The following is a 26,397-nucleotide window of genomic DNA, read 5'->3' as shown; positions in this document are numbered from 1 at the left end:
GAGAGAATTAAAAAGGTTCTTTCTATGGAATTATATTTTATAAATCTACTAAAACGTTCAGCGCTCCTGACAGTATTTTTATGTTTAATTTATTTGTTTTTAAATTATGCTGTTCTCCGTCAATTTGAGAATCGATAAAAATCTTTGACGGCATTTCAATTTGAATTTCTTTTACTAAAAAGTGTTGTGCTTTTTTGAATTTTTCGATTGAATTTCGAAGTACATTAAATCCCAGCATTATTTTTTCTAAAAAAGACAATTTCGGAATTACAATCATATCTAATAATCCGTCTTGTAGACTTGCTTTTGGGGTAAGGCTCATATTGTAACCCATTTCGTTAGAATTGGATATAAACAACATCAACGGATTTATTTCAAGGGTTTGATTGTCAAAATGTACAATTGTTTTTTGAGTCTTAAATTCTAAATTCGAAGACAATGCCGCTTTAATATAAGCCGGAAGCGTTCTTTTTCCTGCTCGTTCGTATTTTTTGATAATAAGCGCATCGATGCCGATCCCCATATTACTAAAAAAGTATTTGTCATTTACTTGTCCCACATCCATTGCTGTAGCATCGCCTTTTTTAATGATAGAAATTGCTTTATCAAAATCTCTTGGAATATTCAAATTAGAGGCCAATCCGTTTCCTGAACCTACAGGAACAATTCCTAATTTTATGGAAGTCCCTATAAGTGAAGAAGCAACTTCATTTATAGTTCCGTCTCCGCCGCATGCTATTATATAATCTGGATTTTGTGCAATAGCAGCTTTTGTAAGTTCAATTGCATGTTTTTTTTGGTTTGTATAATCAACCTCAATTTTATATTTATCTTTAGGAAACTGGCTTAAGATATAAGACGCCGACAAATTGTGTTTGCCGCTTCCGGAAATTGGGTTGATTATAAAATGAATGTAAATCATTATTGTAAAAGTTTATTTGTAAAAAGGAAATCGGCGGTTTGGTACCACGAAATTGTTTCTTCTAAAAAAGACTGATCTATCGGAAGTGATTTCAAACTATTGTCTTTTTTATTCCAGGAATAAAACGCCTGCTTTTTCTGATCGGATAAAATCATTACTTTATCCTTTTTCATCAGAACCAATTTTCGATAGGTTCCCATCAAAGCGCGCTGTTCGAAATTGGTATTCAAAACGTTTTTTCCAAAAAAATCAGATTCATAATTCCAATGAAACAACGAAAAAAGAGTAGGCCATAAATCAATTTGAGAGCATTGCTGCGCTATTTTCTGATTTTGTTTTTCGGGTAAATTAACAATGAAGGCAGGAATATGATAGTTTGCCACATCAATTTCATCTTTTCCGGCACTGCTGGCACAATGATCTGCAATTATTACAAAAACGGTATTTTTAAACCAAGGTTTTGTCTGGGCTTTTTTGAATAATTCTTTTAGGGCAAAATCAGTATATTTTACAGCGCCTTCACGACTTGTTCCAGAAGGAATATCAATTTTTCCAGAAGGATAAGTAAATGGCCTGTGATTAGATGTTGTCATTACAAAATTGAAAAACGGCTTTCCGGTTTTATATTGTGAATCGGCTACTTTTAGCATTTTATTAAAAATGTCTTCGTCGCAAATTCCCCACGCATTTTCAAAAGTTACTTCATTGTCGTTGATATTATTACGAACCGTTTTGATCTCATCGCTCAATACACTGCCGCGCCCGCGATCGTAAATATTAAATCCGTTTCCTCCAAAATAAGCATTCATATTATCAAAATAACCATCGCCGCCGTAGAAAAAATTACAATCGTATTTTCTGGTTTTGAAAATACTGCAAACGGTATATAAATTTTGATTATTAGGTCTTTTTACAATACTTTGACCCGGCGTAGGAGGAATACACAAAGTAACGGCTTCCATACCTCTCACGGTTCTGGTTCCTGTGGCATATAAATTTTCAAAAAAGATGCTCTTTTGGGCAAGACTGTCCAGAAAAGGAGTGATATTTTCTTTATTTCCAAATTCCTTCAAAAAACTGCCGCTCAGACTTTCTACCAAAACAAAAACAACATTTTTATTTTCAAGAGATGGAATGCTGTCTGTAATTTTTCTATGAATAGAATAATCGTTTCTGAAAAAACTAGAATTAGGATCGGCTAATTTCTTTTTAATAAGACCAAAAGCTTTATCATTATGAATGGAAGTATAGAAATCAACATATTTCATTTGGTTGTTTCTAAAAGCTGCAAAAAAGGAATAAATACCTGATTTTGATATTTCTGAATTATATCTATTTGAAGACCATTCTGCCTGATTATTGGTAATAAAGAAACCAAAAAATAAAGCAACGACAATGGTAGATAACAGAACTGAAAGCCTCGTTTTTAAACTCGCTTTAGACGTAAACGTAGTTGTAAAAGCACCTCTTTTATAAAAAATAAACAGAAATACAAAAGTAAGCAGTAATACGCCGCCAATTAAAACGGGCAGGGGATACGACTGTTGAATGTTAGCTACAACTTCATGCGTATATATAAGATAATCAACGGCTATGAAATTAAATCTTGTTTTAAATTCATCCCAAAATGTCAATTCGGCAAAAAAGGTAAAAACAAGAATAAAAACGGTTAAGGATGTAAAAAAGTAAATTAAGATTTTATCTAAAAAAGATCCAATCCATCTATTAGGCATTACAGTATAATATAATACACTGCAAATGCAGATGAAAGCAACAGTACCAAAATCAAAGAAAAGGCCTGTTATCAGGGTTCTTAAAAGATCGATAATATGCCACGAAACTTCACTATACTGCCATATAAAAAAGGAAATTCTTAAAAATTGAGATAGTATTAAAAACCAAAAAATAAAATGTATCAACAGTGAATATCTGCCGTACTTTGAAGATAACTTATTCATAATTATTATTTAACATTCGTGTGCAAATTTTATATTGCAATTCTGAATTAATTTTGAATTTCATTTTGGATACCGTTAAAACTTGTAACTGTACCCAAAACGAACTACTTGTGTTTCATAATAATCCTTGCTCGTATAGCGAAATCCTTCGCCTTGAATTTCTTTTTTGATTACCAGCGTATTGAAAATATCTGTGGCATTTAGAAAGATTTCGCCTTTTCCTTTTTGAACAATCTTTTTTACACCCAAATCTGTAGAAAAGCGGGAATCCATTTTTCCCTGCGGAATTATGTCTGGCGCGAGATATACCATAGAAACCTGCCCGGAAAGGGTTTTATTGAATAAAAAGGTATTGTTCCATTTTACATTTCCCGAAGTTATTTCCTGAAGACTGCTCGTATAAGTTGATGGAACTGGATATAAATTGGTGACCGTAAAGGCGTCTATTGTATTTTTATATATGTTTCCATTGATGTTGAAAGAGTACCACGAATTGATTTCTTTTGCGTACACAATCTCGGCACCAAAAGAGGAACTTTCCAGAGCATTTTGAAATACGTTATAAATCAACGAACTGCCGGGAACTGTAGTCGCAATTCTGGTAATAGTTCCGTTGATAACGCGGTAATACAAAGAGGTTAAAAAATAACCTTTATTAAAATCGGTTTTATAACCTACTTCAAAGGCACTTGTATATTGAGGACGCAGGGCAGGGTTTCCTACTTTAATAATTTCGGCATCATCGTATTTTGGAAAAATACGAATATCGACTTCATTTGGTCTGTCGACACGACGGTTATAAAAAGCGGTGAATTTGTTTTTATCATCGATTTTATAAGCCAGTTTAACGCTCGGAAATGGTTCTGTATAATTGTATCCGTTGCTTTTATAAGTAGGATGATTTGGATTGACATCGTACTTAAGATCCACATATTCATAACGAAGCCCCAATTCTGCTTCAATTCTTTCACTTTCATAAATATAACTGCCGTAAACAGCCGGAATGATTTCTTTATAAGTCGCCCAGCCTCCGGCATTTGCATCAATTGGAGAATTTTCTCCCGGAAAAAACTGCATATTGGTAGGAATCTCTCTGTTTCTAAATTTAATTCCGGTTTCAAAACGTCCATGTTTTAATGGCTGTACGTAATCTAAATTAAGGTCGATTACTTTTTCATCCGAAAGCAGTTTAAAAGCATCTTGTCCTCTAGAAGCAGGCAAGATATTATCAAAGAAATATTTTTCATCTTCCTGATGATACGTATAATTAATTCCTGCATTTAATTTGCGGCCTGCTTGTTTGAATTTATGCTGATAAGAACCGCTTACCATAACGGTTGTTTTAAGCTCGTCTTCTAAAAACTGCCACAAACGCAAACGTTCCGTATTATCCTGATTAAAGAAGGGTTCGTCTCCGTGATCGATAATTTTTTCACGTCCATAAAGACCAGAAAAAGAAAAAGTATTTCGGTCATTATAATTCCAGTCGATTCCGGTTTTAAGCGTAGTAAAATGCGTATCCCTATTTCGCTTTGTCTGCTGATTAATTATGCTGCCGTCATCATAAGTTCTGGTAACAAATTCATTTTTGTTGAGTGTTTCTGTGTAGAGATAATCGGCTTGTAAATAAGCATTTATTTTATCTTTTCTGTAGTTTAGTGAAAGGCTCGGATTAATTTTAGGTGTCACTTTATATTGCGGTCTTATGGTTGGCAGATTCGCCTGACGCTCCCACAAAGCTCCGTATCCCGAGCTAATTCCTATTTTTCCGTTTAATCCGTCTTGTTTGTTTTTTTTGTAAATAATATTGATGATTCCGGCATTTCCGTTGGCATCATATTTAGAAGATGGATTGTTTATAATTTCAATTTTTTCGATGGCAGAAGCCGGAATATTATCCAGTCCGGACTGATTTCCAAATCCTGTTAAAGCGGTTTGTTTGCCATCAATCAAAATGGTGACTTTATCATTTCCTCTCAATTGTACTTTTCCGTTTTGAACGGTAACTCCGGGTAAATTCTGCATCGATTGTAAAACAGAACCTCCGCTTTGCGTAATATTATCTGCAACAGCAAAAACTTTTTTATCTAATGTTACAGGATTTTGTTGTGTTTTTGAACTGACAACAACTTCAGATAAAGTATTGATATCTTCCTGAATTTCAATGTTTCCGAGATCTAAATAATCAGAAAGACTGCCCACAAATAAAGTTTGGGATTTGGTTTTAAAACCAACAACGCTTACTTCTAAAATGTAGTTTCCAGAATTTACGGCTGCAATTGTAAAACGTCCGTCTTCGCCGCTTACGGTGCCAAAGAAAATTTTAGAATCTTTTGAAGATTTTAAAACTACATTAGCATAAGGTATTACAGTTTTAGAATTACTGTCTTTTACGATTCCCGAAATGGTTACCGATTTTTTTTGGGCGGATAACTGCAGTACTATTACCAATAGAAAGGATAATAGCAGTATTGTTTTTGATTTCATTTGTACTATTTAAAAAAAGAATAGTACAAAGCTCATAACCGATTCTGTAGGAAGTTTGAATTTTTAAAATTTCACCTCGAAAATATGCAGATTATCATTAAAAAAATAATGAATTTCCCAGTGATTGATTTCGCATATCTTTTTAATGATCGCCAATCCGAGTCCATTTCCCTGCGAAGAAGGATTTACTTTTGAAAAACGATTGAAAATATTTTCTGCTGCCAAGGCCGTTTCCTGGCCTGTATTGGTAAATCGAAGTATATTGTTTTCTATTTGAATTTCTATTCTGCCATTCTTTTTATTATGACGAATAGTATTTAGAAATAAATTATTCAATAACACTTCTGCCAATGCCGCATTTCCCTGAACGCTTAAAGTATCTTTAAATTCAGTTTGAATGGTCAGGTTTTTAGCTTTTGCCTGCTCTGTAAAAAAGTCCAGATGTTTCTCAAAATACTCATTTAAGCTAATGGTGTTTTTTTCGAGATAACTTTCATTATCAATTTTAGAAAGTAATAAAAGATTTTTATTCAGTCTGTTGAGTCTGGATACATCTTTATTTAAAGAACCAACTAATGTGGATTGTTCTTCGTTTAATTCTAATTGCTGCAGAATGTCAATTTTGGTTTGAAATAGTGCCAATGGAGTTTGAAGTTCATGTGCTGCATTTTCTACAAATTCGCGCTGACTTTTATAAATGGCCGTATTTTTTTCGATTAAACTTTCAAGACTTTTATTTAAACGTGCAAATTCGTCGATATCAGTTGGGATAAAATGAGGCGGATTATTTTTATCAATTTCAAAATCTTCTATCTGGCTTAATGTATTGTAAAAAGGTTTCCAGATTATTTTTGCCGATCTTTTTGAAATCCAGATTATTCCGGTAAGTAAAATGATGATGATAAACAGAAACATAACGGCTACACTAAAAACCATTCCTTCCATTTCAACCAGATTTCGCTTTTCTATATAGGTGTATCTTTTTCCGTTGATATCAACCGGAGCATACAATATTCTAAACGGTTCTTTTTCATTGGCTAAAGCTTCAAATATCATTTTGCCCACAATAGAATCTTTCGTTACACCCATATCTTTAACAATAGTTACGTTATGGTTGTATTTGTTCCATGCGGCGATATCATTTGCAGTGTAATGGTTGTGGCTTTCCTTAACAAAAGCGCCTTTATGAAAAAGCAGTACTTCATCGGTTTCATAAACGTACAGCCATTGACAGATATAATAAAATACAGGAGCTGCTATCAATAGTATGATAACGGCATATAAAAGAAAGCTGTTCGTTGTTTTACGAAGTAGTTTTTTGTTATTCATTTTCCCATTTATAACCTAAACCGTATACTGTTTTGATATAATCGCCACTGCCGGCCTGTGTGAGTTTCTTTTTTAGATTTTTAATATGTGCATATATAAAATCATGATTGTCAAGCATATCTGCCATATCGCCAGAAAGATGTTCTGCAATCGACGATTTAGATAATACCTTATTTTCGTTGCCAATTAAAAAGAGCAGTAAATCCAGTTCTTTTTTGGTAATATCCAGTTTTATATCATTTACAAAGACTGTCTTTGAAAAAATTTCGATGACAATTTCATTGAATGTAATACTGTTACTTCCTTTAAAATTCTTGCGGCGAATAAGTGCCTGCATTCGGACTAAAAGTTCAGCAAGATGAAAAGGTTTGGTAAGATAATCATCTGCGCCGAGATTAAATCCTTCTAAACGTGTTTCCAGATTTTCTTTTGCCGAAATTATGATAACGCCTTCTGTTTTATTCTTCGCTTTTAGTTCTTTTAATATATCAAATCCGTCACCATCTGGCAGCATTAAATCCAGCAGAATACAGTCATAATCGTAGCTGTCGATTTTGCTGAGTGCCAAATCATAATTTTCGGCTGTTTCGCATTGAACGCCATTTGTTTTAAAGTACTCTTTGATGCTTTGTGCAATTTCTTGCTCATCTTCAATAATAAGAATTTTCATGCCGCAATTTACAAATGAATTTTGAAGAAAATCTGAATATTAGTATCCTGTAAACTTAAAATGTTTTGAAATAGCAGATTGTCAAATTTCTGCCATCATAAGATGGAGTTATAAAAGACATCGATTTTTTTCGTTCTCCATGCCATAATTTTTTTGTAATATAGGGATTTACCCAATAAGCAATTTTGGTACTCAAAATTCCAATTCCGGCACCTGCGGCAACATCTGTAAGCCAGTGTCTGTTATTGTACATACGAAATATTCCGGTTCCAGTCGCAATTGCATAACCGGCAACGCCGTACCATATTGATTTATCTTTATATTCCTGATATAAAAATTCTGCTCCTGCAAAAGCAATGGCGGTATGACCTGAAGGAAATGAATTGTTTGAAGTTCCATCCGGACGTTCAACATTACTGAATGATTTTAAAGCAAAAACAGTTCCCACATTTATAATTGTTGAAGTGATTAAAATTACAGAACGGTCGCGCATATTATTTTTTCCTTCAACACCAAACGCATTGAGTGCATAAACAGAAACTGCGGGAACATATCTGGAAAAATCATCTATCGAAACTTTACGATCAATATCCTCTGTAAATTCATCACGTATTTGATTATTGAAGCTTTTTATCTGTCCGCTTTCATTTCCCCAAAAACCATATCCAATTAAAATTCCGGGAATGATAAGCTGTTTGTAATTGAAACGAATGTTTTTTACAGTATCAGTTATTATAGAATCTTTTGGTACAGTATTTTGCCCAAAGACAGAACAAGTCAAAAACGGTAATATAACTAAGAGAATAATTTTTCTTATCAAAATGATTTATTTTATGGTTATAAAATTAGTGTCTTGATTTTTAGTTTCCTTTCAATAAATTAATACTCACCGTAGCAATATCAGCTTCCGGAAATCTTTTAAAAATAGCTTTATCAGGAAATAATCCGGCTTCTGAAGCGACATCATTAAAAACATCAATTTCAATAATATATTGATCCGAAAAACCATGAGTAGCGTCGTAAGCTGTTGCGGGAGTTTTTCCTAAATTTTGAGACGCGAGTTTTGTATTTATGGTATGTAATTCAATTAAAAGCAAACCAAATTTGCGCACATAAGGCGACCATTTTTGCAAATGCTCCAATAGATTATCTTCGACCAAATTGTTGCTGATTCTTTTTCCTCTGTAGGCAAATGCTCCGGTAGATTTACTCACTCTGTTTTCGTCAATATGCTGCGGATCTTTCCAAATTCGGTTGTGATCTAGAAAAGTTCTTACGTTAAGTAAATCTTTTAAATCAATATTATAATTCTCTCTCAAATCATCCGAAAGAACATCCGGACGTCCGATATCTCCCCAAATAACTTTTGCCCAAATATCTGCTTTTATAAGATTAGCTCTTGTAACTTTCAAAGCTGCCTGATTATAATCGGCACCAACGAGAAATAGGGGATATTCATCGAGCATTTCGCCACGCAAGGTTTGTCTGTCGATTACTTCAAAAATATGTTCTAAGAAGGCGCCATTTCCGCAGCCCATATCGAGGATTCCTTTTGGCTGCTGTTCAATTGGCAGGTTAAAAAGTTTAATAATAATTTCGTCTACCACTTTAAAATACGTGTCGTGAGCGCCGCCGCTTCCCCAAACATTCATTTCACGATCAACGTGAATTTCGTTTTCGCCATCGGCAATCATTCTTAAAACGGCTGGGTCGCCAAAAATTAATTCTTCAATTTTAGCAAATGTCGGAAGGTAAGAAACCGTAACGCCGTAAGCGCTGGCTCGTTTTGCAAAAAACAAACCTGTTTCGGTAAATTGGTAATTTCCGTTTTTTTCCAGAAACCAACCAAGATGCACAAAAAAGTCTAATATTTTTTTGAAATTTTCAGGAGATTTATGAAATTCTTCGGGTCTGAAAGAAGTCTCCATAAAGTATTTATGAAACATTCCGTTCATGGCCAAACGCACAATTGTTGGACCAATTAAATAGCCTTCAACATGTTTTAAAATTTGCTCCTGAATACTATTTTTCAAAGGATTATCAGAAGGTTCGATTCCGTAATTCTTTTTATATTTTTCAAAAATAAGGTTGAGTTTTTCAAACGGAACATCCTCAAAAAGACGAGGATGAAACTGAATAGAAAACTGAAGTAAATCGACAACATCTTCATAAAGATAAAACAGTGAAAAAGCGGTTTCGGTTTTTTCATTTACAGCGATTGTAATTTCCTGCGTTTTATTATCGACTTCATAATCCAGAAATCCCTGAGAAGCTAAAATTCTCAAACCCACATTCAAATAACCTTCATTTGCTTTAAAAACAGTCACCAATTCTGATAATTGAACTTGTTTTTTGTTTAAGATAAATTCTAAAACGGCGTGCTTTTTTAATGCTATTGCTACCGGAGCAGTCGCTAATCCGTCGAGATGTCTGAAAATGGAGCTTCGAAGTTGTGATTTATCGATCATAGTACGAGAGTAAATGTGTATTAAAAATAGTGATTTTTTTTAACTGTTTACGCATCGTTATATTAGGAAAGAAAATAAAAATCCCCCAGTTTCAAATTCCTCGAAACTGGGGGATAGTAAAAAAAATAAAACACAATCTTTAGAACGAATACCTTACGCCAAGTTGTCCTTGGAATCTTGAAGCTAATTGATCTATAGTATAAGGTGCAGTTGTAGGTTTTTGGAAAGTGTAAGTTGGGTCGCCAGTTGCAACTCCGCCTAAGTTTCCTGATTTTGTTAAACCTAAATTTGCTGTTGAATTGTAGGTGTTTGGAACAAAATAACTTCTTCCCCAATCTTTATTGATAAGGTTTCCGATATTAGCCATGCTGAATGAAACCTGGAATGTACCAACGTGTGCTACATTAATTTCGTCCATTAATTTTAAATCAGCCTGAATGTTCCAAGGCGTAGTGTCGCCATTTCTTTCTGTGAAGTTTCCTCTTCTGCTTTTCAAATAAGAATTTCCGTTGATGAAAGCTTCATAATCTGCTACTTGCTGCGCTGCTGTTGCAGATGGAACTCCTGCTGCATTTACACCAATATATTTAGCCGCTTCTGTGGCATCTTTAAAGATATAAGCTAATCCTGCTGCTTGTCCTGTTCCTGCAATTGTTGAGTTTACAAATCCCCATGAAAACGGATTTCCTGATTGTGCATTAAAATATACGTTTGCAGAGAAAGTATTGTTATCAGCTAATTTTACTGCATATCCTACATTAGAAACGATTCTGTGTTTGATATTAAAGTTAGAAGTTGCCAATTGAGGATCATTTGGTGTTAATGATTGGTTCATTTGGAAGTTACTTTCCATAGAGTTACGAATTCCGTTTGTAACGTCTTTTGAATCTCCATAAGTATAAGCTACCATAAAGTTGAAACCAAAATCGTATGTTTTTGAGATCATTTCAGTTATGCTGTATCTGTATCCTTTATTTGTGTTTGACAATAAATAAGCATTTGAAAACGCTGGATTGATATTAGCTGCGTAAATTGGCATTTGATGATTGGTATCGTAAGAGAAATAAGTTGGATTATCAGTCTTATTTACTTGTTGAAATTCAAGATCACGAATTACTTTTGTGTAAATACCCTCAGTTGTAAATTTATATCCGTCGATGATTTTATCAATTGCCAATGAGTTTCTTAAAACAGCCGGCATTTTAAATTTATTGTCTACTAAATCTGCCTGAACTTTTGGTGTTGCATCGTGATATCCGTTTAATCCGTTGTTTGCCAAAGGATCGCCTGCTGCTGCAACCTGCGCCGGAGTTAAGTTGTTTTTATCATAACTTCCATAACCTACACCATCATTGTAGTATGCATATCCTAACCATGCAAATGGAATTCTACCTGTAAATACTCCAGATCCACCTCTTAAAACAAGCGTTTTGTCTTCGTCTACATTATACGTAAATCCTATTCTTGGAGAAACTAAAGCTGTGCTGAAAAAGTTGTTTTTGATTTGGTTTAAAGGCGTATAAGAATATGTTGTACCATAATTTGGATCTGCTGGAGAATTTTGAACTTGCGGGCTTAAGTTTGGTTTTGTTGGCAAATCAGTATAATCAACTCTCACACCTGGCGTAACTTTCAATTTGCTTCCAATTCTAATTTCGTCCTGTGCATAAACGCTGTAAAGGTTTACTTTGAATTGTGCATACGGATTATTGAAAATCTCATCTCTTGTAGAACCATCAAAAGGATACGTTCCACGAACACGAGTAGGAAGTTTGTTGTAAAAATCAGCAAGAGATTTATACGCAACTCTTCCGTTAAGAGCGTTTACAAAACCGTAATTAATGTCGTAGAATTCGTTGTGTGTACCAAACAATAAAGTATGATTTCCTGTTTTGTAAGTAAGGTTGTCTGTGATTTCAGCAGTATTCTGTTTCATATTGAAAACAGTTGCTTCACGATCATTTCCTAAGAAAATAGTTCCTCCGTTATAACCAATTTCTGTTTGGGGAAACATAACATTGCTCGATTTTGGATCACGATAATCTTTAATGGCTGAATAACTGGCAATAAATGAGTTAGACCACTGGCTGTTAAAATGACTTTTTAATTCTAAAACAGTACTAATAGATTGATTTTTTTGCGTAAAATCCATACTTGAAAACCTGAAATTTGCAGCATCGCGTTCCAAATTTGAAGCTTGAGAAATAACAGTGTTGTTTCTTAACGAAAGAGAGTGTTTGTCATTAATTTTCCAATCTAATTTATTGAAGAATTTCTGGCTTTTTGAAAAGTTGTTGTACGAACCGTAGCTTCCAGGATCAAATCCGTAGTTTGTTTTTACGAAATTCGAAATTTGTTCTGCTGTAGCGTTATCTACTAATGAAGTTAATTTTCCGGCAGAATTAGTTTCTCCTGCATTGTAAAATAAAGGATCAGTTCGTTCTGCATATTCCATATTGGTAAAGAAGAATAATTTGTCTTTTACAATTGGTAATCCCAACCTGAAACCTACTTGATAATCACCAAAAGAACTTGGCATTTTTGAACCATCACCGGCATTATTTGGGCCTGTAATAGCTGCGCTTCTTCCGTAGCTGTAAATAGATCCGCTTACTGTATTTGTACCGCTGCGAGTTACAGCATTTACGCTTCCTCCTAAAAAGTTTCCTAATTTAATATCATAAGGAGCAATATAAACCTGAATATCTTGTATCGCATCTAAACTGATAGAGTTAGAGCGCGTACTGCTTCCCGGCATTCCTGAGGTTCCGGATTGTCCTCCTAAAGATGGGCTGAAACCAATGGCGTCATTGTTTATAGAACCATCGATAGTTACGTTGTTGTATCTGAAATTGGTTCCTGCAAAAGAGTTATTTGAACTCTGCGGAACTAGTTTTGTAACATCCTGAATTCCTCTGTTGATTAACGGAAGTCCATTTACTTGTTTCTCGTTAATATTAGTTCCGTTGTTTTTAGAAGATGGTTTAGAACTTGTAATTACAACTTCTTCTAGTACAGTATTGTCTGCTTTTCCAACCACAATTGTAGGTAAATCATTATCGCCAAGTGCTAAATGTATTTGTGCGTTAGAATAATCTTTAGTGTCTGCACTTTTAATTTCTAGTTCATAAGGCCCGCCTGCATTTAGATTTTCGAAACTAAACCGACCTTGTTTATCTGTTACAGCTCTGTAAACAGCATTTGTTGGTAAATGTGTTAAGGTAACTTCTGCGTTTGTAACCGGGCTTGTACCATCACTAACTTTGGCAGATAATGAGGAGGTTGTAATTTGAGCAAAAATGTTTCCCATAACAAGAAGCATAAATGCCGAAAAAAAGAGTTTGAGTTTTGTCATGTTGTTTTTAGTTTTTATTTGACAAAGTAACTCGGTTTGTTTCGATCAGATTTAATGCTTTTGTTAACTTAAAATCATAAAACAATTTATTGTTAAGGTACAATTATGAGCATGTTATTTTCTTAAAAATGATTTAAGCCTTTAAAATCAATTGTTTGTGTAAAATACTTTAAAATAGTGGATTAGAAGTGGATTTAAAGTAGATTAGAAAAAGATTAGAGTGTTAAGTGAATGTTACCGATTGGAAAAAGAGCGTTTTTGGTTTCACGCAGATTTTGCAGATTTATGCAGATTTAAATGGATTTTTATTTTTTGTATGTGTTGAATTTTTCTCTAGCAGATTTTGGAGATTGAGCTGATCAAATTTTAATCTTCATAAAATTAATTAGAAAAAAATCTGCATAAATCTGCCAAATCTGCGTAAAAAAAACGAGTACCGCTAGGTACTATATATCGGTAGAAAAAATGATACCACGCTGAGTTTGTGCCGTTAGGTACAAAATTATAACGGGAATAAATATAACGTGTCTTATTTGTGGCGTACCTACGGCACGCAAATGAAATCTAAAATTAAATGCTACCGATATTTTGTACCTAACGGTACAATAAAAACGTCAACAACAATACCAACGAATTCAAAATTATATCTGCTCAATCTGCGAGAGAAAAATTCAACACATACAAAAAATAAAAATCCATTTAAATCTGCATAAATCTGCCAAATCTGCGTGAAAAAACATTTTAAGGAAATACCAAAGAAAAAGAAGTACCTTTTTCAAGTTCAGAATCTACAATCAATTCAATATTATGAAGTTTGAGAATTTGCATGGTAATAAAAAGCCCCAATCCTTGTCCCTGAATATGACGTGTATTATCACTTCTAAAAAAGAGATCAAAAATAGAATCTTTATCAGCATCTGAAATTCCGGGGCCTTGGTCTATGATTTTGATTACAAGTTTATTATTTTTTGAAAGCGCAAAAACATCAACTTGTGCCGGAAATGAAAATTTAACCGCATTATCTAAAATATTGTATAGCGCAATAAAAAGCATATGTTTATTGGCGTAAACAGAAAGTAAATCTTCATAATCTGCAATGGCATCCAGATTTACGGCAATTTTAGATTCCGGATATTCAATAGCTTTCTTTTCGAGAACATTCCATAGAATTTCATCAATTCTAACCGTTTCCATTTGCTGTGGTTCAGAAAGTTCTAATCCTGATAAAACTAAAAGTCCTTCGAGAGTAGCTTTAAGATGTAAAGTATCTTTTCGAAGGGATTTTAAGATTTCTTCGTATTGCTCATTTGTTCTCGGTTGCCGCAGCGAAACATCAATATCTCCAATAATAATAGTAAGCGGCGTTTTTAATTCGTGCGAAGCATTTTTTAGAAAATTATTCTGAATCATGATACCACTTTCGAGTCTTTCCAAAAGATAATTAAAAGTAGTAACCAATTCTTTAATTTCATCTTTACTTTTAGTCTGCGGAACGTCTAATCTCGAATGAAGATTTTCGGTTGTTATCGTATTTACTTTGGCAATAACATCTGTAAAAGGACGAAAAGTCTGCTTGGCTAAAAATGTTCCTAAAAGATAATTTAACGGAATTCCGATCAAATAAAACAAAATAAACATTAAACCCAGAATTTCTAATTGATGATTCCCGGCGCGATCGATTCCGGAAACTACAATAATAAAATCTCCCTGATTGTCTTTGTAAAATAAGCCAACAAACTGCCTGTTGTTTATTGTAAAATGTTCAATCTTATTTTTTTTAATGGCATCTAAATATTGATCACTTAAATTGATATCAATATTATCTTGTATAAAAAGTTTTTTGGTTTTAGCATTATAAACCCGTATCGATTCATTGTTAATTCTGTTATATTGAATTTCAATTTGGCGATAACGTTCGCTGTTAATTGCATTGATTTCGTCTTTTTCAAAATAAAATAAAGCCGATGTCATCGCATGATCTTCAAGATTATCAATGTAAAGATCTTTCATGTGGCTTTTGAACAAGAGAAATGCGCCAGCCATAAGAAGCCCGACTATAAAAGCAAAAAGCAGAGTAGAGTTTACGGCTAATTTATTTTTAAGATTCATGACTCTTTTGTTTGAGCATATAACCCGTTCCTTTTACCGTATGAATCAATGGAGTAGGGAAGTTTTTATCTAATTTATTTCGCAGATAATTAATATAAACATCTACGGTATTTGAGGTTGTATCAAAATCAATATTCCAAACGGCTTGTGCAATTGCAATTCGGGATAAAGCCCTTTCTCTGTTTTTCATAAAAAAGATCAAAAGCTTTAATTCTCTTGAAGACAAATTCAATTCTTTTCCGTCCCTTGTTGCGCTTTGTTCTTTCATATTAATTTCGACTCCGGCATACGATTGAAAATCTAAAATTCCAGAACTGAATTCTGTACGACGAAGCTGCGCATTTATTCTCGCCAGTAATTCTTCAAACAAAAAAGGTTTGGCCAGATAATCGTCGGCTCCGGCTTGTAATCCTTTTACTTTTTCCTGCGGCGTATCGAGCGCGCTCAAAATAAGAATTGGGACTATTATTTTTCGGCTTCTTAAAACTTCACAAACTTCAAAACCTGTAATATCGGGAAGCATAATATCGAGAATAATAATATTATATTCATTCTCCATAACTTCTTTTATGGCATCAAAACCTTTTGTAATTGTTTTAATTTCATAAAGATGTTCTTCAAGTCCTCTTGTAATGAAAGAAGCAACTCTTGGATCGTCTTCCACTAATAATATTTTATTCATACAAATTGATGTGCTTACCTATGTCATAAAAGTAATAAAATAATAGATCACGCAAAACAGCATTGGGTTTTTATTCCTTTCTGACTGTTTGGTAAAACGTTTTAGTATTTCCAGAGTTAAAAAATGCCATAATGTAAATAAATGCCATATTAATTTAGAAAAAATCTTACACGGTAAAAAAATACTTCAAACTATTAACTGTCTTGTTTTTAGGTATTTAAAAATATGTGAAAATTTAATTAACATTTTTTTTGCAAAAAGAACAGTTAAAATTTTTAATTTACTTTTGTTCTATCGAATTAGTAGAGTTTATTGTATTTGTTGATGTTTCAAATATTTTCATCTCAAATTAACATAAATTTTCTATAAGATGAAACCTAAAAGGTTGAACCAAAATACGATACAGGCCAATTAAAAATAATAATAATCAAAAAAAATAAAAATGAAAAAACGAATGCGTTGCAGATAAAAAAAAACCATCTCTGTTGCAGCAGAAATGGTGAAGCTTAAAGAAATTGTACATCTCTATAAGGAAAGCGAAAGTAGAATAAATCTGTTTTCGGCTCGCCTTATTTTTTAAACCAAAACAAAGTAATGAAAAAAAAATTAAATAGATATACATGGATATGTATTTTGTTGATTTCCATAGGGATTAAGGCTCAGGAAACGAAACCTTTAATTCAGTCAAAACTTGAAGGAACAGTAATAGATGCTGTTACAAAGGAGCCTGTTATTGGGGCTTCGGTAAATATTAAAGGTACTACACATGGTGTTTTGACAGATTTTGATGGAAAGTTCTTCTTCCAAACCGGACAAAAATTTCCTTATACATTAGTAGTAAGTTTCCTTGGATATAAAAAAGCAGAAACTGTAGTTACTCAAAACGCAGTTGTGATTGGTCTTGAACAGGAACAAAATCAATTATCAGAAGTTGTAGTTACGGCTTTAGGTATTTCTAAAGAAAAAAAATCTTTAGGATATACTACACAATCCCTTAAAAATAAGGAAATTGTAGATACTAAAGAAACTAACTTTTTAAACAACCTTACAGGTAAACTGGCAGGTGTGCGTATCACCAATTCACAAGGAGATATGGGATCTTCACGTATTATTATTCGTGGAGAAACTTCTATTGCAGGAAATAACCAGCCATTATTTGTGGTGGATGGAGTTCCGGTAGATAACTCTCAGTTAGGAAGTGTTGGTGGAGCAACCCGTGATTTTAAAAATGCAATTGCCGATTTAAATCCGCAGGATATTGAATCATTAACGGTGTTGAAAGGCCCTAATGCTGCGGCACTTTACGGATCTCGTGCGGCGCATGGTGTTGTACTTATCACTACAAAATCTGGTAAAAATCAAAAAGGACTTGGTATCAGCTTTAGTACTGGTATCACGATTTCTCAGGTTACTACTTTACCTCGTTTTCAAAATTCATTTGGACAAGGTTCAAACGGAAAATTCAGTTTTGTAGATGGTAAAGGAGGCGGAATTAATGATGGTGTTGATGAAAGCTGGGGACCAAAACTAGACGGACGTCTTATTCCTCAATTTTATTCAAATGGAGAAGCAGTTCCTTTTGTAGCTCATCCTGATAACGTTAAGAATTTCTTTAATACTGGTGTTACTTATGACAATAGTGTTTCGGTTGCAAAATCAGATGAAAAATCAGATTTTCGTTTAGGAGTAAACAATCAAAAACAATTAGGAACAGTACCTAACAGTGAAGTAAATAAAACAAACGTTAGTATTAATTCTAATTACCAAATTTCTAAAGGTATAAAGGTAGGAGTAACGGGTAACTATATTGTTACAGATGCTCCGGCTTTACCGGGAGGTCCATCTGGTAACCGTGCTGCTGGTGTAATGCTGCAGTTTATCTGGTTCGGACGTCAGGTTGATATCAATCAGCTTCAAAATAACAGAAACGTAAACTGGAATAACAGTTACTATAGCAACCCTTACTGGAATGCTTATTATAATACTACAAGCCAGCAGCGTAACCGTTTAATTGGAGATATCCATTTAGATGCGAAGCTTGCGGAAGGACTTAATTTTAGATTCCGTACCGGAATTGATTACTATAACGATCGTAGAAAATACAAGATTAAATATGGTACAAACGGAACTCCTTTTGGATCGTATGCTGAAGATGCTTACACGGTAAGCGAACAAAATACAGAAGGTATTTTTACTTATACTAAAAAACTAGGTGATGACTTTACTGTAGATGCTCTTGGAGGATTCAACGTTCGTACACACAGTGATGCAAACAACTATCAAAAAGCACCACGTTTAGCGGTACCGGATTTGTATACTATAACAAACTCAAGAGATCCGTTGACTGCATCAAACTCTTATTCAAGATTGAAAGTATACAGTGCTTATGCATCGGCTCAGTTTGGTTATAAAAACTATGCTTATTTAAACCTTACAGCTCGTAATGACTGGTCATCTACATTACCAAGCAGTAACCGTTCTTATTTTTATCCTTCTGTTAACGGAAGTTTGATTTTATCTGAGGCTTTAAATTTAAAAAGCAATACGCTTGATTTCTTAAAAGTACGTGGAGGCTGGTCTGAAGTAGGTAACGATGCAGATCCGTATCAATTGTCTACAGTTTACAATTTCCAAACTGCATTTGACGGAAATCCAATCCAAACTTCTTCACAGAAAAAATTGAATGAGAACCTGAAACCAGAAACTACTCGTTCTACAGAAGTTGGTTTAGAGGCTTCTTTCTGGAAAAACAGACTTCACTTTGATGCTGCTTATTATAACACAAATAGTTTTGACCAGATTTTAGAGATAAAAACAACTACTTCAAGCGGTTATAATACGCAATTAATCAATGCAGGAAAAATAAACAACCGTGGTATCGAGGTTCAATTGGATGGAAACCCAATTCAAACTGAAAATTTCAAATGGAATGTAGCTTTAAATTATTCTAAGAATAAAAGTGAAGTAAAGATTTTGGACTACGACAGACAAATTCAAAACTACACCATTGGTTCTTCTGGAGGTGTTGATGTATTAGCATCAGTTGGACAAGCTTACGGAGCACTTTATGGAACTGCTTATTTACGTGACGCAAACGGAAATATTGTAGTTGGTGCAAACGGATTACCAAAAGCTGATCCGCAAAAAAGAGTATTAGGACATTATACTCCAGACTGGATTGGTGGTATTACAAATACATTAACGTATAAAAATCTTGAATTATCTTTCTTGGTTGATGCAAGTGTAGGAGGAGAGCTTTTCTCTGGAACAAACAGAACGGGTAATTATACAGGAGTATTAGCTCAAACGCTTCCGGGACGTGATGCTGCAAATGGCGGATTAAATTACTATTTAGCAGGTACTACTAAAACTTTATTGCCGGCAGGTACAGCTGCTCCGGGTGGATCTCAAGTTTATGATGATGGTATGATTTTTAACGGTGTTTATGCTGACGGAACTCCAAATACTCAGGTACTTAGTGCACAGGAATATTACAAAGCATCATACAATATCAGTGAAGCTTACATCTACAGTTCAACTTTTGTAAAATTAAGAGAAGTAAAATTGACTTACACTCTTGATAAAAAACTGGCTAGAAAAATTGGATTTGACGGAGCAAGTATTACTGCTGCAGGTCGTAACTTGTTTTTTATTTACAAAGATGCACCAAATATTGATCCTGAAACGGCTTTCAATACAGGAAATGCTCAAGGATTGGAAAGTTTAGCGCTGCCAACAACCAGAAATTTCAGCCTTAATTTAAATCTTAAATTTTAAAAACACGAAATCATGCTAAAAAGAATAGCTTATATAACTCTATTTGCATTGACACTGACCTCATGCAGTGATGATTTGGATGAGATTAACAAAAATCCAAATGCAACAGAAACGCCGCTAGCACCTTACTTGTTAACAGGAACATTAAAGCAGGGAGCTGACTTATATTGGGGATCAACAAATAACTTTGACTCATCATTATTATTTGTGCAGCATTGGGCTAAAATCCAATATACAGAACCGGACAGATATGATGTGTCTAATGCTTCTTTCACTACTTTGTGGAATACTGGTTATGCCACTTTAATTACAGATTTGAACACTATTTTGAATTTCCCGGCAGATCAGGCAAATTCAAACTACAAAGGAATTGCTTTGACGTTACGTTCATGGACCTTTTTATTGTTGACAGATGCTTACGGAAATATTCCTTATAAAGAAGCAGGTCAAAAAGTGACTCCGGCATATGATACTCAAAAAGAGGTTTACACAGGATTACTAGCAGATTTGAAACAAGCACAGACTTTACTAAATACTGCAAATGGTACTGTAACAGGTGATTTAGTTTACAAAGGTGACATTACAAAATGGAAAAAACTGGTAAATTCACTTCGTTTGCGTATCGCCTTGAGAATTTCAGACAGAGAACCTGCTTTAGCAAAACAAGCTGCAATTGACGCAACAAGCGATGCTGCAGGAGTTTTAAGCAGTAACAGCGATACTTTTAAGTTTACTTATATAAGTTCGCCGCAGCAAAATCCAGCGTCGGCTTGGTTTGAAACTCGTGATGATTACCGTATTTCAAAAACATTAGTTGATAAATTAAATGAATTAGCAGATCCGCGTTTGCCAGTTTATGCTCAATTACCATCTGATGCAACTGTGGGTAAATATGTTGGAGGCGCTAACGGATTATCAAACAGTGATGCTAACAGCCAGGGTTTTGCTAAAACATCAAAACCGGGAACTTACTTCCTAACTTCATCATCTCCGGCAGTAATTGCTTCTTATTCTGAAACATTATTTAATCTTGCAGAAGCTGTAGCTCGTGGATATATTTCAGGAAATGCAGAACAGCTTTATAATGATGCGATTACAGCATCGTTCAACCAATTTGGAATTACAAATGCAGCGACTATTTCTACTTACCTTAATCAGGCGGTTGTAAAATACGATGCATCAAATTATGCAAAATCAATAGGTACACAAAAATGGATTGCGTTCTATGGACAAGGTCTTGATGCCTTTACAGAGTGGAGAAGATTGGATTTCCCAGTATTAACTGCTGGTCCGGCTACGGTTTTAGACGGAAAAATTCCTTCTCGTTTCTTCTATCCCGGAACAGAGCAATCATTGAATGGTGCTAGTTACCAAGCTGCAATTGCTGTACAAGGAAAAGACTTATTGACTACGAAACTTTGGTTTGATGTGAAGTAAACTGAATAACGAAAAGTGATTCTTTAAAAATAATTTTCAATAAAAATTGAAAAAAAATAAAACGGTTGTAAAGTTTTTCTTTACAATCGTTTTTTATTTTTTAATAATGATGAAAAACAAAAAAAGCATTAAAAAAGCAGTAAAAATGGGAGGTTTAGGCAAAATAGGTTTTCTTAAAATGGTGCTTTAAGGAAATATTTTTATCAAATTTTTTATTATAAGTGTCATTATTTCAGGTAATTATAATATATTTAACATTCAAAACATGGGAATTATATAAAATTTGTACATAATTTTGTAAAGTCAAAAATCAAAAGGAAGAATATAATTTTTGACAACACAAATCCCAAATTTGCTGTTAACCTAACTTTATTGTTGTTTATGAGAATATTTTTTGTGGCACTTCTTCTTTCTTTAAGTTCCTTTACTACCTACAACGTAACGGATAAGAAAGACATTTTAACAGAGCTTGAACTAATAAGGCTTAATGATCATGTAAAAGAAGTTAAATCTTTTACAGCTTCGAACTACGGTTACAGCAGGAAAATAGCTTTCCTTGTAGACATGAAAATCAAATCCGGAAAAAACCGTTTTTTTGTTTATGATCTTGAAAACGAAAAGATCATTGATCAGGGGCTTGTTGCACATGGCTCCGGCTCAGAAACAGGAATTAAAGGCGATATACTGCAATTTAGTAATATGCCAAATTCTAACTGTACTTCACTTGGACGATATTCTGTAGAGAAGCCTTATAAGGGAGTTTTTGGAAAAGCTTTCAGACTTGCTGGTTTAGATGAAACTAACAGCAACGCTCTAAAAAGAGCAATTGTATTACACTGCTATAAAGAAGTCCCAGATGAAGAGAAAGAATATTACATTATAAACAGCCACGGCTGCCCAATGGTAAGCGAAGTTTTCTTTAAAAGACTTGAAAAAATAATAGACAGTTCTGATTCTAAAATCATGCTTTCCGTTTATTATTAATTGAAAAACATAAAACTTTGAACTGCATAGTTTTGCAGTACGTAAATAAAAAAAGGAGGCTGTCTCAAAAGTCGAGACAACCTCTTTTTTATTCGGATATCTATCGGAGAAATTTTCCATTTACGCGATTCTCAACAGCTTGATTTTACTTTTGAGACAGCCTCCTTTTTTTTGTTTATTTATTACAAAAAAGTACCAAACCTTTCAAAATGACAAGTGTAGCCATTAGGTTTTTTTACTAAATAATCCTGATGATATTCTTCTGCAGGCCAGAATTTTGTAAAAGGTTCAAGCGTAGTAACGACTTTTCCCTGCCATCTTCCCGAATCTTCAACTATTTTAATCATGTCTTTCGCAGCTTCTTCTTCCTGCTTGTCCTGAATAAATATAGCAGACCTGTAACTTTCTCCAATGTCATTTCCCTGCTGATTCATAGTTCTGGGATCATGCACTCTGTAAAAATAATCTAAAAGTTCACTGTATGATGTTTCGGCTGGATCGTATACAATTTCCAGACCTTCTGCATGTCCGGGATGATTAGCGTATGTTGGATTTTCATTATTTCCTCCCAAATAGCCAACCTGAGTATCTTTAACGCCGGGACGTACTCGAAATAAATCTTCCATTCCCCAAAAGCAACCTCCTGCGATATAGGCTTTTTTTAAATTTTCCATATTTTATATATCAAATAATGTTATTAGTCTGTGCGGTTATTTCTCTTTAAAAATACGTATAAAGATAAACCACTAATTCCAGATAAAGTTAATAAATATTGACACTAAAATTGAAATCCAAAAGATAAATTAAATCAGGAAGCCCCTCGATTAAAACCTATCGTATCTCTGTAAAACTGTGGCGATATATCGGCTTTGCCTTTAAATACCCTGCTAAAATAGTATTCGTCATCATAGCCAAGTTCATAAGCAATTTCTTTGATTGTTTTATCGGTAAGATATAATTCCCTTTTGGCTTCAACAATAATACGCTCTGTAATTAGATCCGAAAGCGTTTTGTTGAAATGGCTTTTTGTAATTCTTGCTAGAGCAATTGGCGTTACATGCAGCATATCGGCATAATCACTTGCAGAATGCTTCAAACGGAAATTTTCTTCAATTGCATTTCTCAAATTTTGTACAATAGCCTTTTGTTTGCCGTTAAGTGTTTTCGTTTCATCAATAGTTTGCTGCTCAAGTTTTATTCTGGTGGCGAGTACTAAAAATATCTTTAAGTAAGAAACAATAACTTCATCTTTTCTTAAAGCCTCCATTTTCAATTCGTTGACTATTTCAATGACAATGTGCAGCAGTGATTTTTTTGTACTATCCTCAAGCAAGATAAAAGGCTGCTGATAGATATTATTAAACAAAATACCATTGGCCGCAATTTCTTTATGATGTCTGTAAATACAGAAAAAATCATGATGAAACTGAATACATACGCCTAATAATGGCCCTTCTGAAGCGAGCATAAATGGCTGATAAGGATAAAAAGCAAATAAGGTATTTTCTTGGAAACTATACTCACCAAGATCCACTTTTGCCAATCCTTCACCAGCGGTAATAATGATTATAGTGAAATAATTATTTCGCTGAATATGATCAAAATAACTGCTGTTGTCGAATTCAAAAACTTTGAATGACAAATTCCCGTTCTGCTGATTAACAAGTGTGTAAACGGACTGTGCTAACATTGTGTTTATGATTTACTTAAGCGTTCTAAAAATTGTGCATTAAGCGCATTACATTCATCAAAACAGATACCGCTGGTCACTTTTGGTTTATTTCCCCATTTTGGTACATCTTCAGTAGCAAGCAGATTAAATTTTGAGGTAAATCCTCCAATATAGGGAACAGATGTGCCATAAATAATTTCAGCTATTTTGTGATGACGTATTATATACGAACACATAATACAAGGTTCGTGAGTAGTGTACATAGATGCCAGATGGAGTTTATCCGAATAACCATTTTTTAGAGCATCTCTAACGGCCATTATTTCGGCATGATTGGTAATATCTCCAGTTGATTTTCCCGATTCAATACCTGTACCAATTACTTTTCCATCTAAAACATGTAGCGCGCCTACAGGCGGGTTGCCTGCTTCCAAAGCATCTTTGGCAAGGCTCAGGCATTGGTGCATATAATTTTCAGGTTTCTCTTGCATAAATTATATATTAATCTTCATTTTTACTTTTGATTTTTATAAGCAGATTCCGTCTTAAGAATTACGCTAAAATACTCAAAATTCATGATTTTAAGGTTAAAAAAACTGCCCAACATGAAAACATGAGGGCAGTTGAAAACGGGTTTAGAAAATCAAAAGATCGTAACCTTCGTTTCTAAGATTAAGGAAACTTGGCAGACCGGGAGTTCCAGGTACTTCATTGTCGTTTAAAAGATCATAACCGGATATTTCGGTACCGAATACAGCAACACAACCTTTAGAAAGGCCATGAACATGATCTTTTACTTCTTTATAAAGTCCGTTAACCGGATGATCTTCTTTTTCAAGCTGCTCTGGCCATCTTATACCTGCACCCTGAAAAATAATTTTTACATCTTCATTTGCATGTTTGAATTCATATGCTGATGCTAAAGCATTGAATACACGCCCTAGAGCTTCTTCTGAACCAGCTTTGGGATCAGAAAGAATAATAATAGCTGTTTTTTTCATTTTAAATAATTTATTAACACTGCAAAGATCAGACGGTAATGACTGGCAGAGAATGGAACATTTTTACTTTATGATGGAGGATTTTACTCAGGGTAATCTGCCTGCTTTTTTGAATTCAGCCTTATTGAAAGTGCCTTGAAGTATTAGAAATAAAACATCCATCATAAAGTAAAAATCATCCATTTTTTTCGATTGATTATCTCGGCAATTTTGCATTCAATAATAATTCACATAAAGTAGAACTTTAAAAAAATAAACAATATGTCTGTTTCTGATTTATTTAAACCCCTTACGTTACTGCATGGCCCGGCAATGAGAAATCGTTTCATGCTGGCACCATTAACCAGCCAGCAAAGTGAATTTGACGGCACTGCATCCGAATACGACCAATATTGGATGGAACAGCTTGCTCAAAGTGGTTACGGATTAATCCAAACCAGTGCTTCAACAGTTGAAGCAGGAGGGATAGCATTTGAACGCCAATTAGGAATTCATAGTGATAGTCATTTGCCTGGACTGACTAAAATGGTGTCAGCGATTCGTGATGGCGGTGCCTTGTCGGCTGTACAATTGCATCATGCCGGACACCGTGCAAAGCTATTAATAGGAGGAATACCGTCTCCAGCTTCGAGTAAAACATTAGAAGGAATTAAAGCAATTACAACTGAGGAAGTCGAACGAATTCGCGACAGTTTCATCGCTGCAGCAAAAAGAGCACAATTGGCAGGATTTGACGGAATCTCCGTTCACGGTGCTTTTGGATGGATTCTTTCAGAATTCATGTCTTCAAATTTGAACGATAGAACGGATAAATATGGAGGAAGCTTAGAAAACCGTGCGCGTTTCACAATTGAAGTTATCGAAGGAATTCGTAAAGCTTGTGGTACTAATTTCCAAATTGGCTGGCGATTATCTATTGAACGATATGGATTGCTTTTGGAAGAATTACGTGAAGTTACAGCTGATATTTTTGACCGTGAATTGATAGATTATTTGGATCTTGCTTTATGGGACTCGGCTCAAATTGTTCGTGAAGGAACTTTTCAAGGAAAAACTATGCTAAGTGTATTTACCGAACTTCCGCGTAAAGGAGTGCGTTTAGGTACCGCAGGAAAAATTATGACCGCCCAGCGCGCCGGAGAACTTCTCGATGAAGGCTGTGATTTTGTACTTATAGCAAGGGCAGCCATTCTTCAACGAGACTTTCCTTATCAGGTAAAAGCAAACCCAATGTACGAAAGCCCACAGCTTCCCGTAATGGCAGATTACCTGCGTCAAGGCGGGCTAAGCGAACGCTTTATCGATACCATGCGGGGATGGCAGACTTTTGTAAAGGCGGGCTCGCTGTAAAAGATTATATGCCTTTCATTTTGAATGGCTAATCCTATCATTTTGATAAGTATTTGTAAATGAAATAATAACTCTGTTTTGTATTTAATTGTCAGCCAATGTTTTGAAGTGTTTTTAAATGTTTTGGCATACCGTTTGTTTTTATTGCGAACGCTACTGCCGTAATAACAATAACATTCAAGTAAAACACAGCCAA

The 26,397-nt window shown here is 34.4% G+C and carries 18 protein-coding genes; 4 read left to right on the top strand and 14 right to left on the bottom strand.

Annotation, left to right across the window (positions count from 1 at the left end):
- Window positions 1-37 precede the first annotated feature (37 nt).
- The 10 genes from BUE10_RS01955 to BUE10_RS01910 all read right to left on the bottom strand — a co-directional run bounded on the left by BUE10_RS01955 (window position 38) and on the right by BUE10_RS01910 (window position 15,980).
- On the bottom strand, window positions 38-922 hold the full coding sequence (locus tag BUE10_RS01955) for a diacylglycerol/lipid kinase family protein (RefSeq protein WP_073481744.1): 885 nt from the start codon (window positions 920-922) through the stop codon (window positions 38-40).
- Window positions 922-2,880, bottom strand: coding sequence for an LTA synthase family protein (locus BUE10_RS01950; RefSeq protein WP_073481741.1), 1,959 nt, complete (start codon window positions 2,878-2,880; stop codon window positions 922-924). Before BUE10_RS01950 ends, BUE10_RS01955 begins: the two co-directional genes overlap by 1 nt.
- A 75-nt stretch (window positions 2,881-2,955) precedes the next feature.
- Window positions 2,956-5,367: a TonB-dependent receptor gene (locus tag BUE10_RS01945; RefSeq protein ID WP_073481738.1), complete on the bottom strand. Its 2,412-nt coding sequence runs from the start codon at window positions 5,365-5,367 to the stop codon at window positions 2,956-2,958.
- A 63-nt stretch (window positions 5,368-5,430) separates the two neighbouring features.
- The gene (locus BUE10_RS01940; protein ID WP_073481735.1) at window positions 5,431-6,696 is read right to left on the bottom strand and encodes a sensor histidine kinase; all 1,266 of its coding nucleotides are present in this window, start codon (window positions 6,694-6,696) and stop codon (window positions 5,431-5,433) included.
- A complete protein-coding gene (locus BUE10_RS01935) occupies window positions 6,689-7,366 on the bottom strand; it encodes a response regulator transcription factor (protein WP_057119489.1) in 678 nt (225 codons plus the stop codon). Before BUE10_RS01935 ends, BUE10_RS01940 begins: the two co-directional genes overlap by 8 nt.
- Window positions 7,367-7,421: 55 nt before the next feature.
- Entirely contained in the window at window positions 7,422-8,186 is a 765-nt protein-coding gene (locus tag BUE10_RS01930) for a phosphatase PAP2 family protein (protein WP_369826608.1), read from the bottom strand.
- A gap of 40 nt (window positions 8,187-8,226) precedes the next feature.
- On the bottom strand, window positions 8,227-9,834 hold the full coding sequence (locus tag BUE10_RS01925) for a class I SAM-dependent methyltransferase (RefSeq protein WP_073481732.1): 1,608 nt from the start codon (window positions 9,832-9,834) through the stop codon (window positions 8,227-8,229).
- Window positions 9,835-9,973: 139 nt separating this feature from the next.
- Window positions 9,974-13,189, bottom strand: coding sequence for a TonB-dependent receptor (locus tag BUE10_RS01920; protein ID WP_073481730.1), 3,216 nt, complete (start codon window positions 13,187-13,189; stop codon window positions 9,974-9,976).
- A gap of 741 nt (window positions 13,190-13,930) precedes the next feature.
- A complete protein-coding gene (locus BUE10_RS01915) occupies window positions 13,931-15,298 on the bottom strand; it encodes a sensor histidine kinase (protein ID WP_234984695.1) in 1,368 nt (455 codons plus the stop codon).
- Window positions 15,288-15,980 (bottom strand): response regulator transcription factor, encoded by a 693-nt coding sequence (locus BUE10_RS01910; protein WP_073481727.1) that lies wholly within the window; start codon window positions 15,978-15,980, stop codon window positions 15,288-15,290. Before BUE10_RS01910 ends, BUE10_RS01915 begins: the two co-directional genes overlap by 11 nt.
- 594 nt (window positions 15,981-16,574) lie before the next feature.
- On the opposite strand from BUE10_RS01910, the gene BUE10_RS01905 reads away from it, so the two are divergent.
- The 3 genes from BUE10_RS01905 (at window position 16,575) to BUE10_RS01895 (ending at window position 22,178) form a co-directional block, all read left to right on the top strand.
- A complete protein-coding gene (locus BUE10_RS01905; protein ID WP_073481724.1) occupies window positions 16,575-19,757 on the top strand; it encodes a SusC/RagA family TonB-linked outer membrane protein in 3,183 nt (1,060 codons plus the stop codon).
- A 12-nt stretch (window positions 19,758-19,769) separates the two neighbouring features.
- Window positions 19,770-21,194, top strand: a complete 1,425-nt coding sequence (locus BUE10_RS01900; protein WP_073481721.1) for a SusD/RagB family nutrient-binding outer membrane lipoprotein — start codon at window positions 19,770-19,772, stop codon at window positions 21,192-21,194.
- Between the two features lie 381 nt (window positions 21,195-21,575).
- Window positions 21,576-22,178: a murein L,D-transpeptidase catalytic domain-containing protein gene (locus BUE10_RS01895; RefSeq protein ID WP_073481719.1), complete on the top strand. Its 603-nt coding sequence runs from the start codon at window positions 21,576-21,578 to the stop codon at window positions 22,176-22,178.
- A gap of 182 nt (window positions 22,179-22,360) precedes the next feature.
- Here BUE10_RS01895 and msrA read toward each other — a convergent pair whose 3' ends face one another.
- The 4 genes from msrA to BUE10_RS01875 all read right to left on the bottom strand — a co-directional run bounded on the left by msrA (window position 22,361) and on the right by BUE10_RS01875 (window position 24,851).
- A complete protein-coding gene (gene msrA / locus BUE10_RS01890; protein ID WP_073481716.1) occupies window positions 22,361-22,852 on the bottom strand; it encodes a peptide-methionine (S)-S-oxide reductase MsrA in 492 nt (163 codons plus the stop codon).
- Window positions 22,853-22,986: 134 nt separating this feature from the next.
- Window positions 22,987-23,868, bottom strand: coding sequence for a helix-turn-helix domain-containing protein (locus BUE10_RS01885; protein ID WP_073481713.1), 882 nt, complete (start codon window positions 23,866-23,868; stop codon window positions 22,987-22,989).
- A 5-nt stretch (window positions 23,869-23,873) separates the two neighbouring features.
- Window positions 23,874-24,341 (bottom strand): nucleoside deaminase, encoded by a 468-nt coding sequence (locus BUE10_RS01880; RefSeq protein ID WP_073481712.1) that lies wholly within the window; start codon window positions 24,339-24,341, stop codon window positions 23,874-23,876.
- Window positions 24,342-24,485: 144 nt separating this feature from the next.
- The gene (locus BUE10_RS01875) at window positions 24,486-24,851 is read right to left on the bottom strand and encodes a DsrE family protein (protein ID WP_073481708.1); all 366 of its coding nucleotides are present in this window, start codon (window positions 24,849-24,851) and stop codon (window positions 24,486-24,488) included.
- A 261-nt stretch (window positions 24,852-25,112) separates the two neighbouring features.
- Here BUE10_RS01875 and BUE10_RS01870 point away from each other — a divergent pair, with 261 nt between their 5' ends.
- Window positions 25,113-26,201, top strand: a complete 1,089-nt coding sequence (locus BUE10_RS01870) for an NADH:flavin oxidoreductase (protein ID WP_073481705.1) — start codon at window positions 25,113-25,115, stop codon at window positions 26,199-26,201.
- The last annotated feature ends 196 nt before the right edge of the window (window positions 26,202-26,397 follow it).

Origin of the sequence: Flavobacterium sp. CF108, from assembly GCF_900129795.1 — a bacterium.
In the GTDB taxonomy this organism is placed as follows: Bacteria; Bacteroidota; Bacteroidia; order Flavobacteriales; family Flavobacteriaceae; genus Flavobacterium.
Note: the sequence above shows the minus strand (reverse complement) of the source record. Positions and strands in the feature narration are given on the sequence as shown.

Coding starts and splice junctions, on each gene's coding strand:
- BUE10_RS01955 (WP_073481744.1), bottom strand. CDS start 922: ATGATTTACATTCATTTTATAATCAACCCAATTTCCGGAAGCGGCAAA.
- BUE10_RS01950 (WP_073481741.1), bottom strand. CDS start 2,880: ATGAATAAGTTATCTTCAAAGTACGGCAGATATTCACTGTTGATACAT.
- BUE10_RS01945 (WP_073481738.1), bottom strand. CDS start 5,367: ATGAAATCAAAAACAATACTGCTATTATCCTTTCTATTGGTAATAGTA.
- BUE10_RS01940 (WP_073481735.1), bottom strand. CDS start 6,696: ATGAATAACAAAAAACTACTTCGTAAAACAACGAACAGCTTTCTTTTA.
- BUE10_RS01935 (WP_057119489.1), bottom strand. CDS start 7,366: ATGAAAATTCTTATTATTGAAGATGAGCAAGAAATTGCACAAAGCATC.
- BUE10_RS01925 (WP_073481732.1), bottom strand. CDS start 9,834: ATGATCGATAAATCACAACTTCGAAGCTCCATTTTCAGACATCTCGAC.
- BUE10_RS01920 (WP_073481730.1), bottom strand. CDS start 13,189: ATGACAAAACTCAAACTCTTTTTTTCGGCATTTATGCTTCTTGTTATG.
- BUE10_RS01915 (WP_234984695.1), bottom strand. CDS start 15,298: ATGAATCTTAAAAATAAATTAGCCGTAAACTCTACTCTGCTTTTTGCT.
- BUE10_RS01910 (WP_073481727.1), bottom strand. CDS start 15,980: ATGAATAAAATATTATTAGTGGAAGACGATCCAAGAGTTGCTTCTTTC.
- BUE10_RS01905 (WP_073481724.1), top strand. CDS start 16,575: ATGAAAAAAAAATTAAATAGATATACATGGATATGTATTTTGTTGATT.
- BUE10_RS01900 (WP_073481721.1), top strand. CDS start 19,770: ATGCTAAAAAGAATAGCTTATATAACTCTATTTGCATTGACACTGACC.
- BUE10_RS01895 (WP_073481719.1), top strand. CDS start 21,576: ATGAGAATATTTTTTGTGGCACTTCTTCTTTCTTTAAGTTCCTTTACT.
- msrA (WP_073481716.1), bottom strand. CDS start 22,852: ATGGAAAATTTAAAAAAAGCCTATATCGCAGGAGGTTGCTTTTGGGGA.
- BUE10_RS01885 (WP_073481713.1), bottom strand. CDS start 23,868: ATGTTAGCACAGTCCGTTTACACACTTGTTAATCAGCAGAACGGGAAT.
- BUE10_RS01880 (WP_073481712.1), bottom strand. CDS start 24,341: ATGCAAGAGAAACCTGAAAATTATATGCACCAATGCCTGAGCCTTGCC.
- BUE10_RS01875 (WP_073481708.1), bottom strand. CDS start 24,851: ATGAAAAAAACAGCTATTATTATTCTTTCTGATCCCAAAGCTGGTTCA.
- BUE10_RS01870 (WP_073481705.1), top strand. CDS start 25,113: ATGTCTGTTTCTGATTTATTTAAACCCCTTACGTTACTGCATGGCCCG.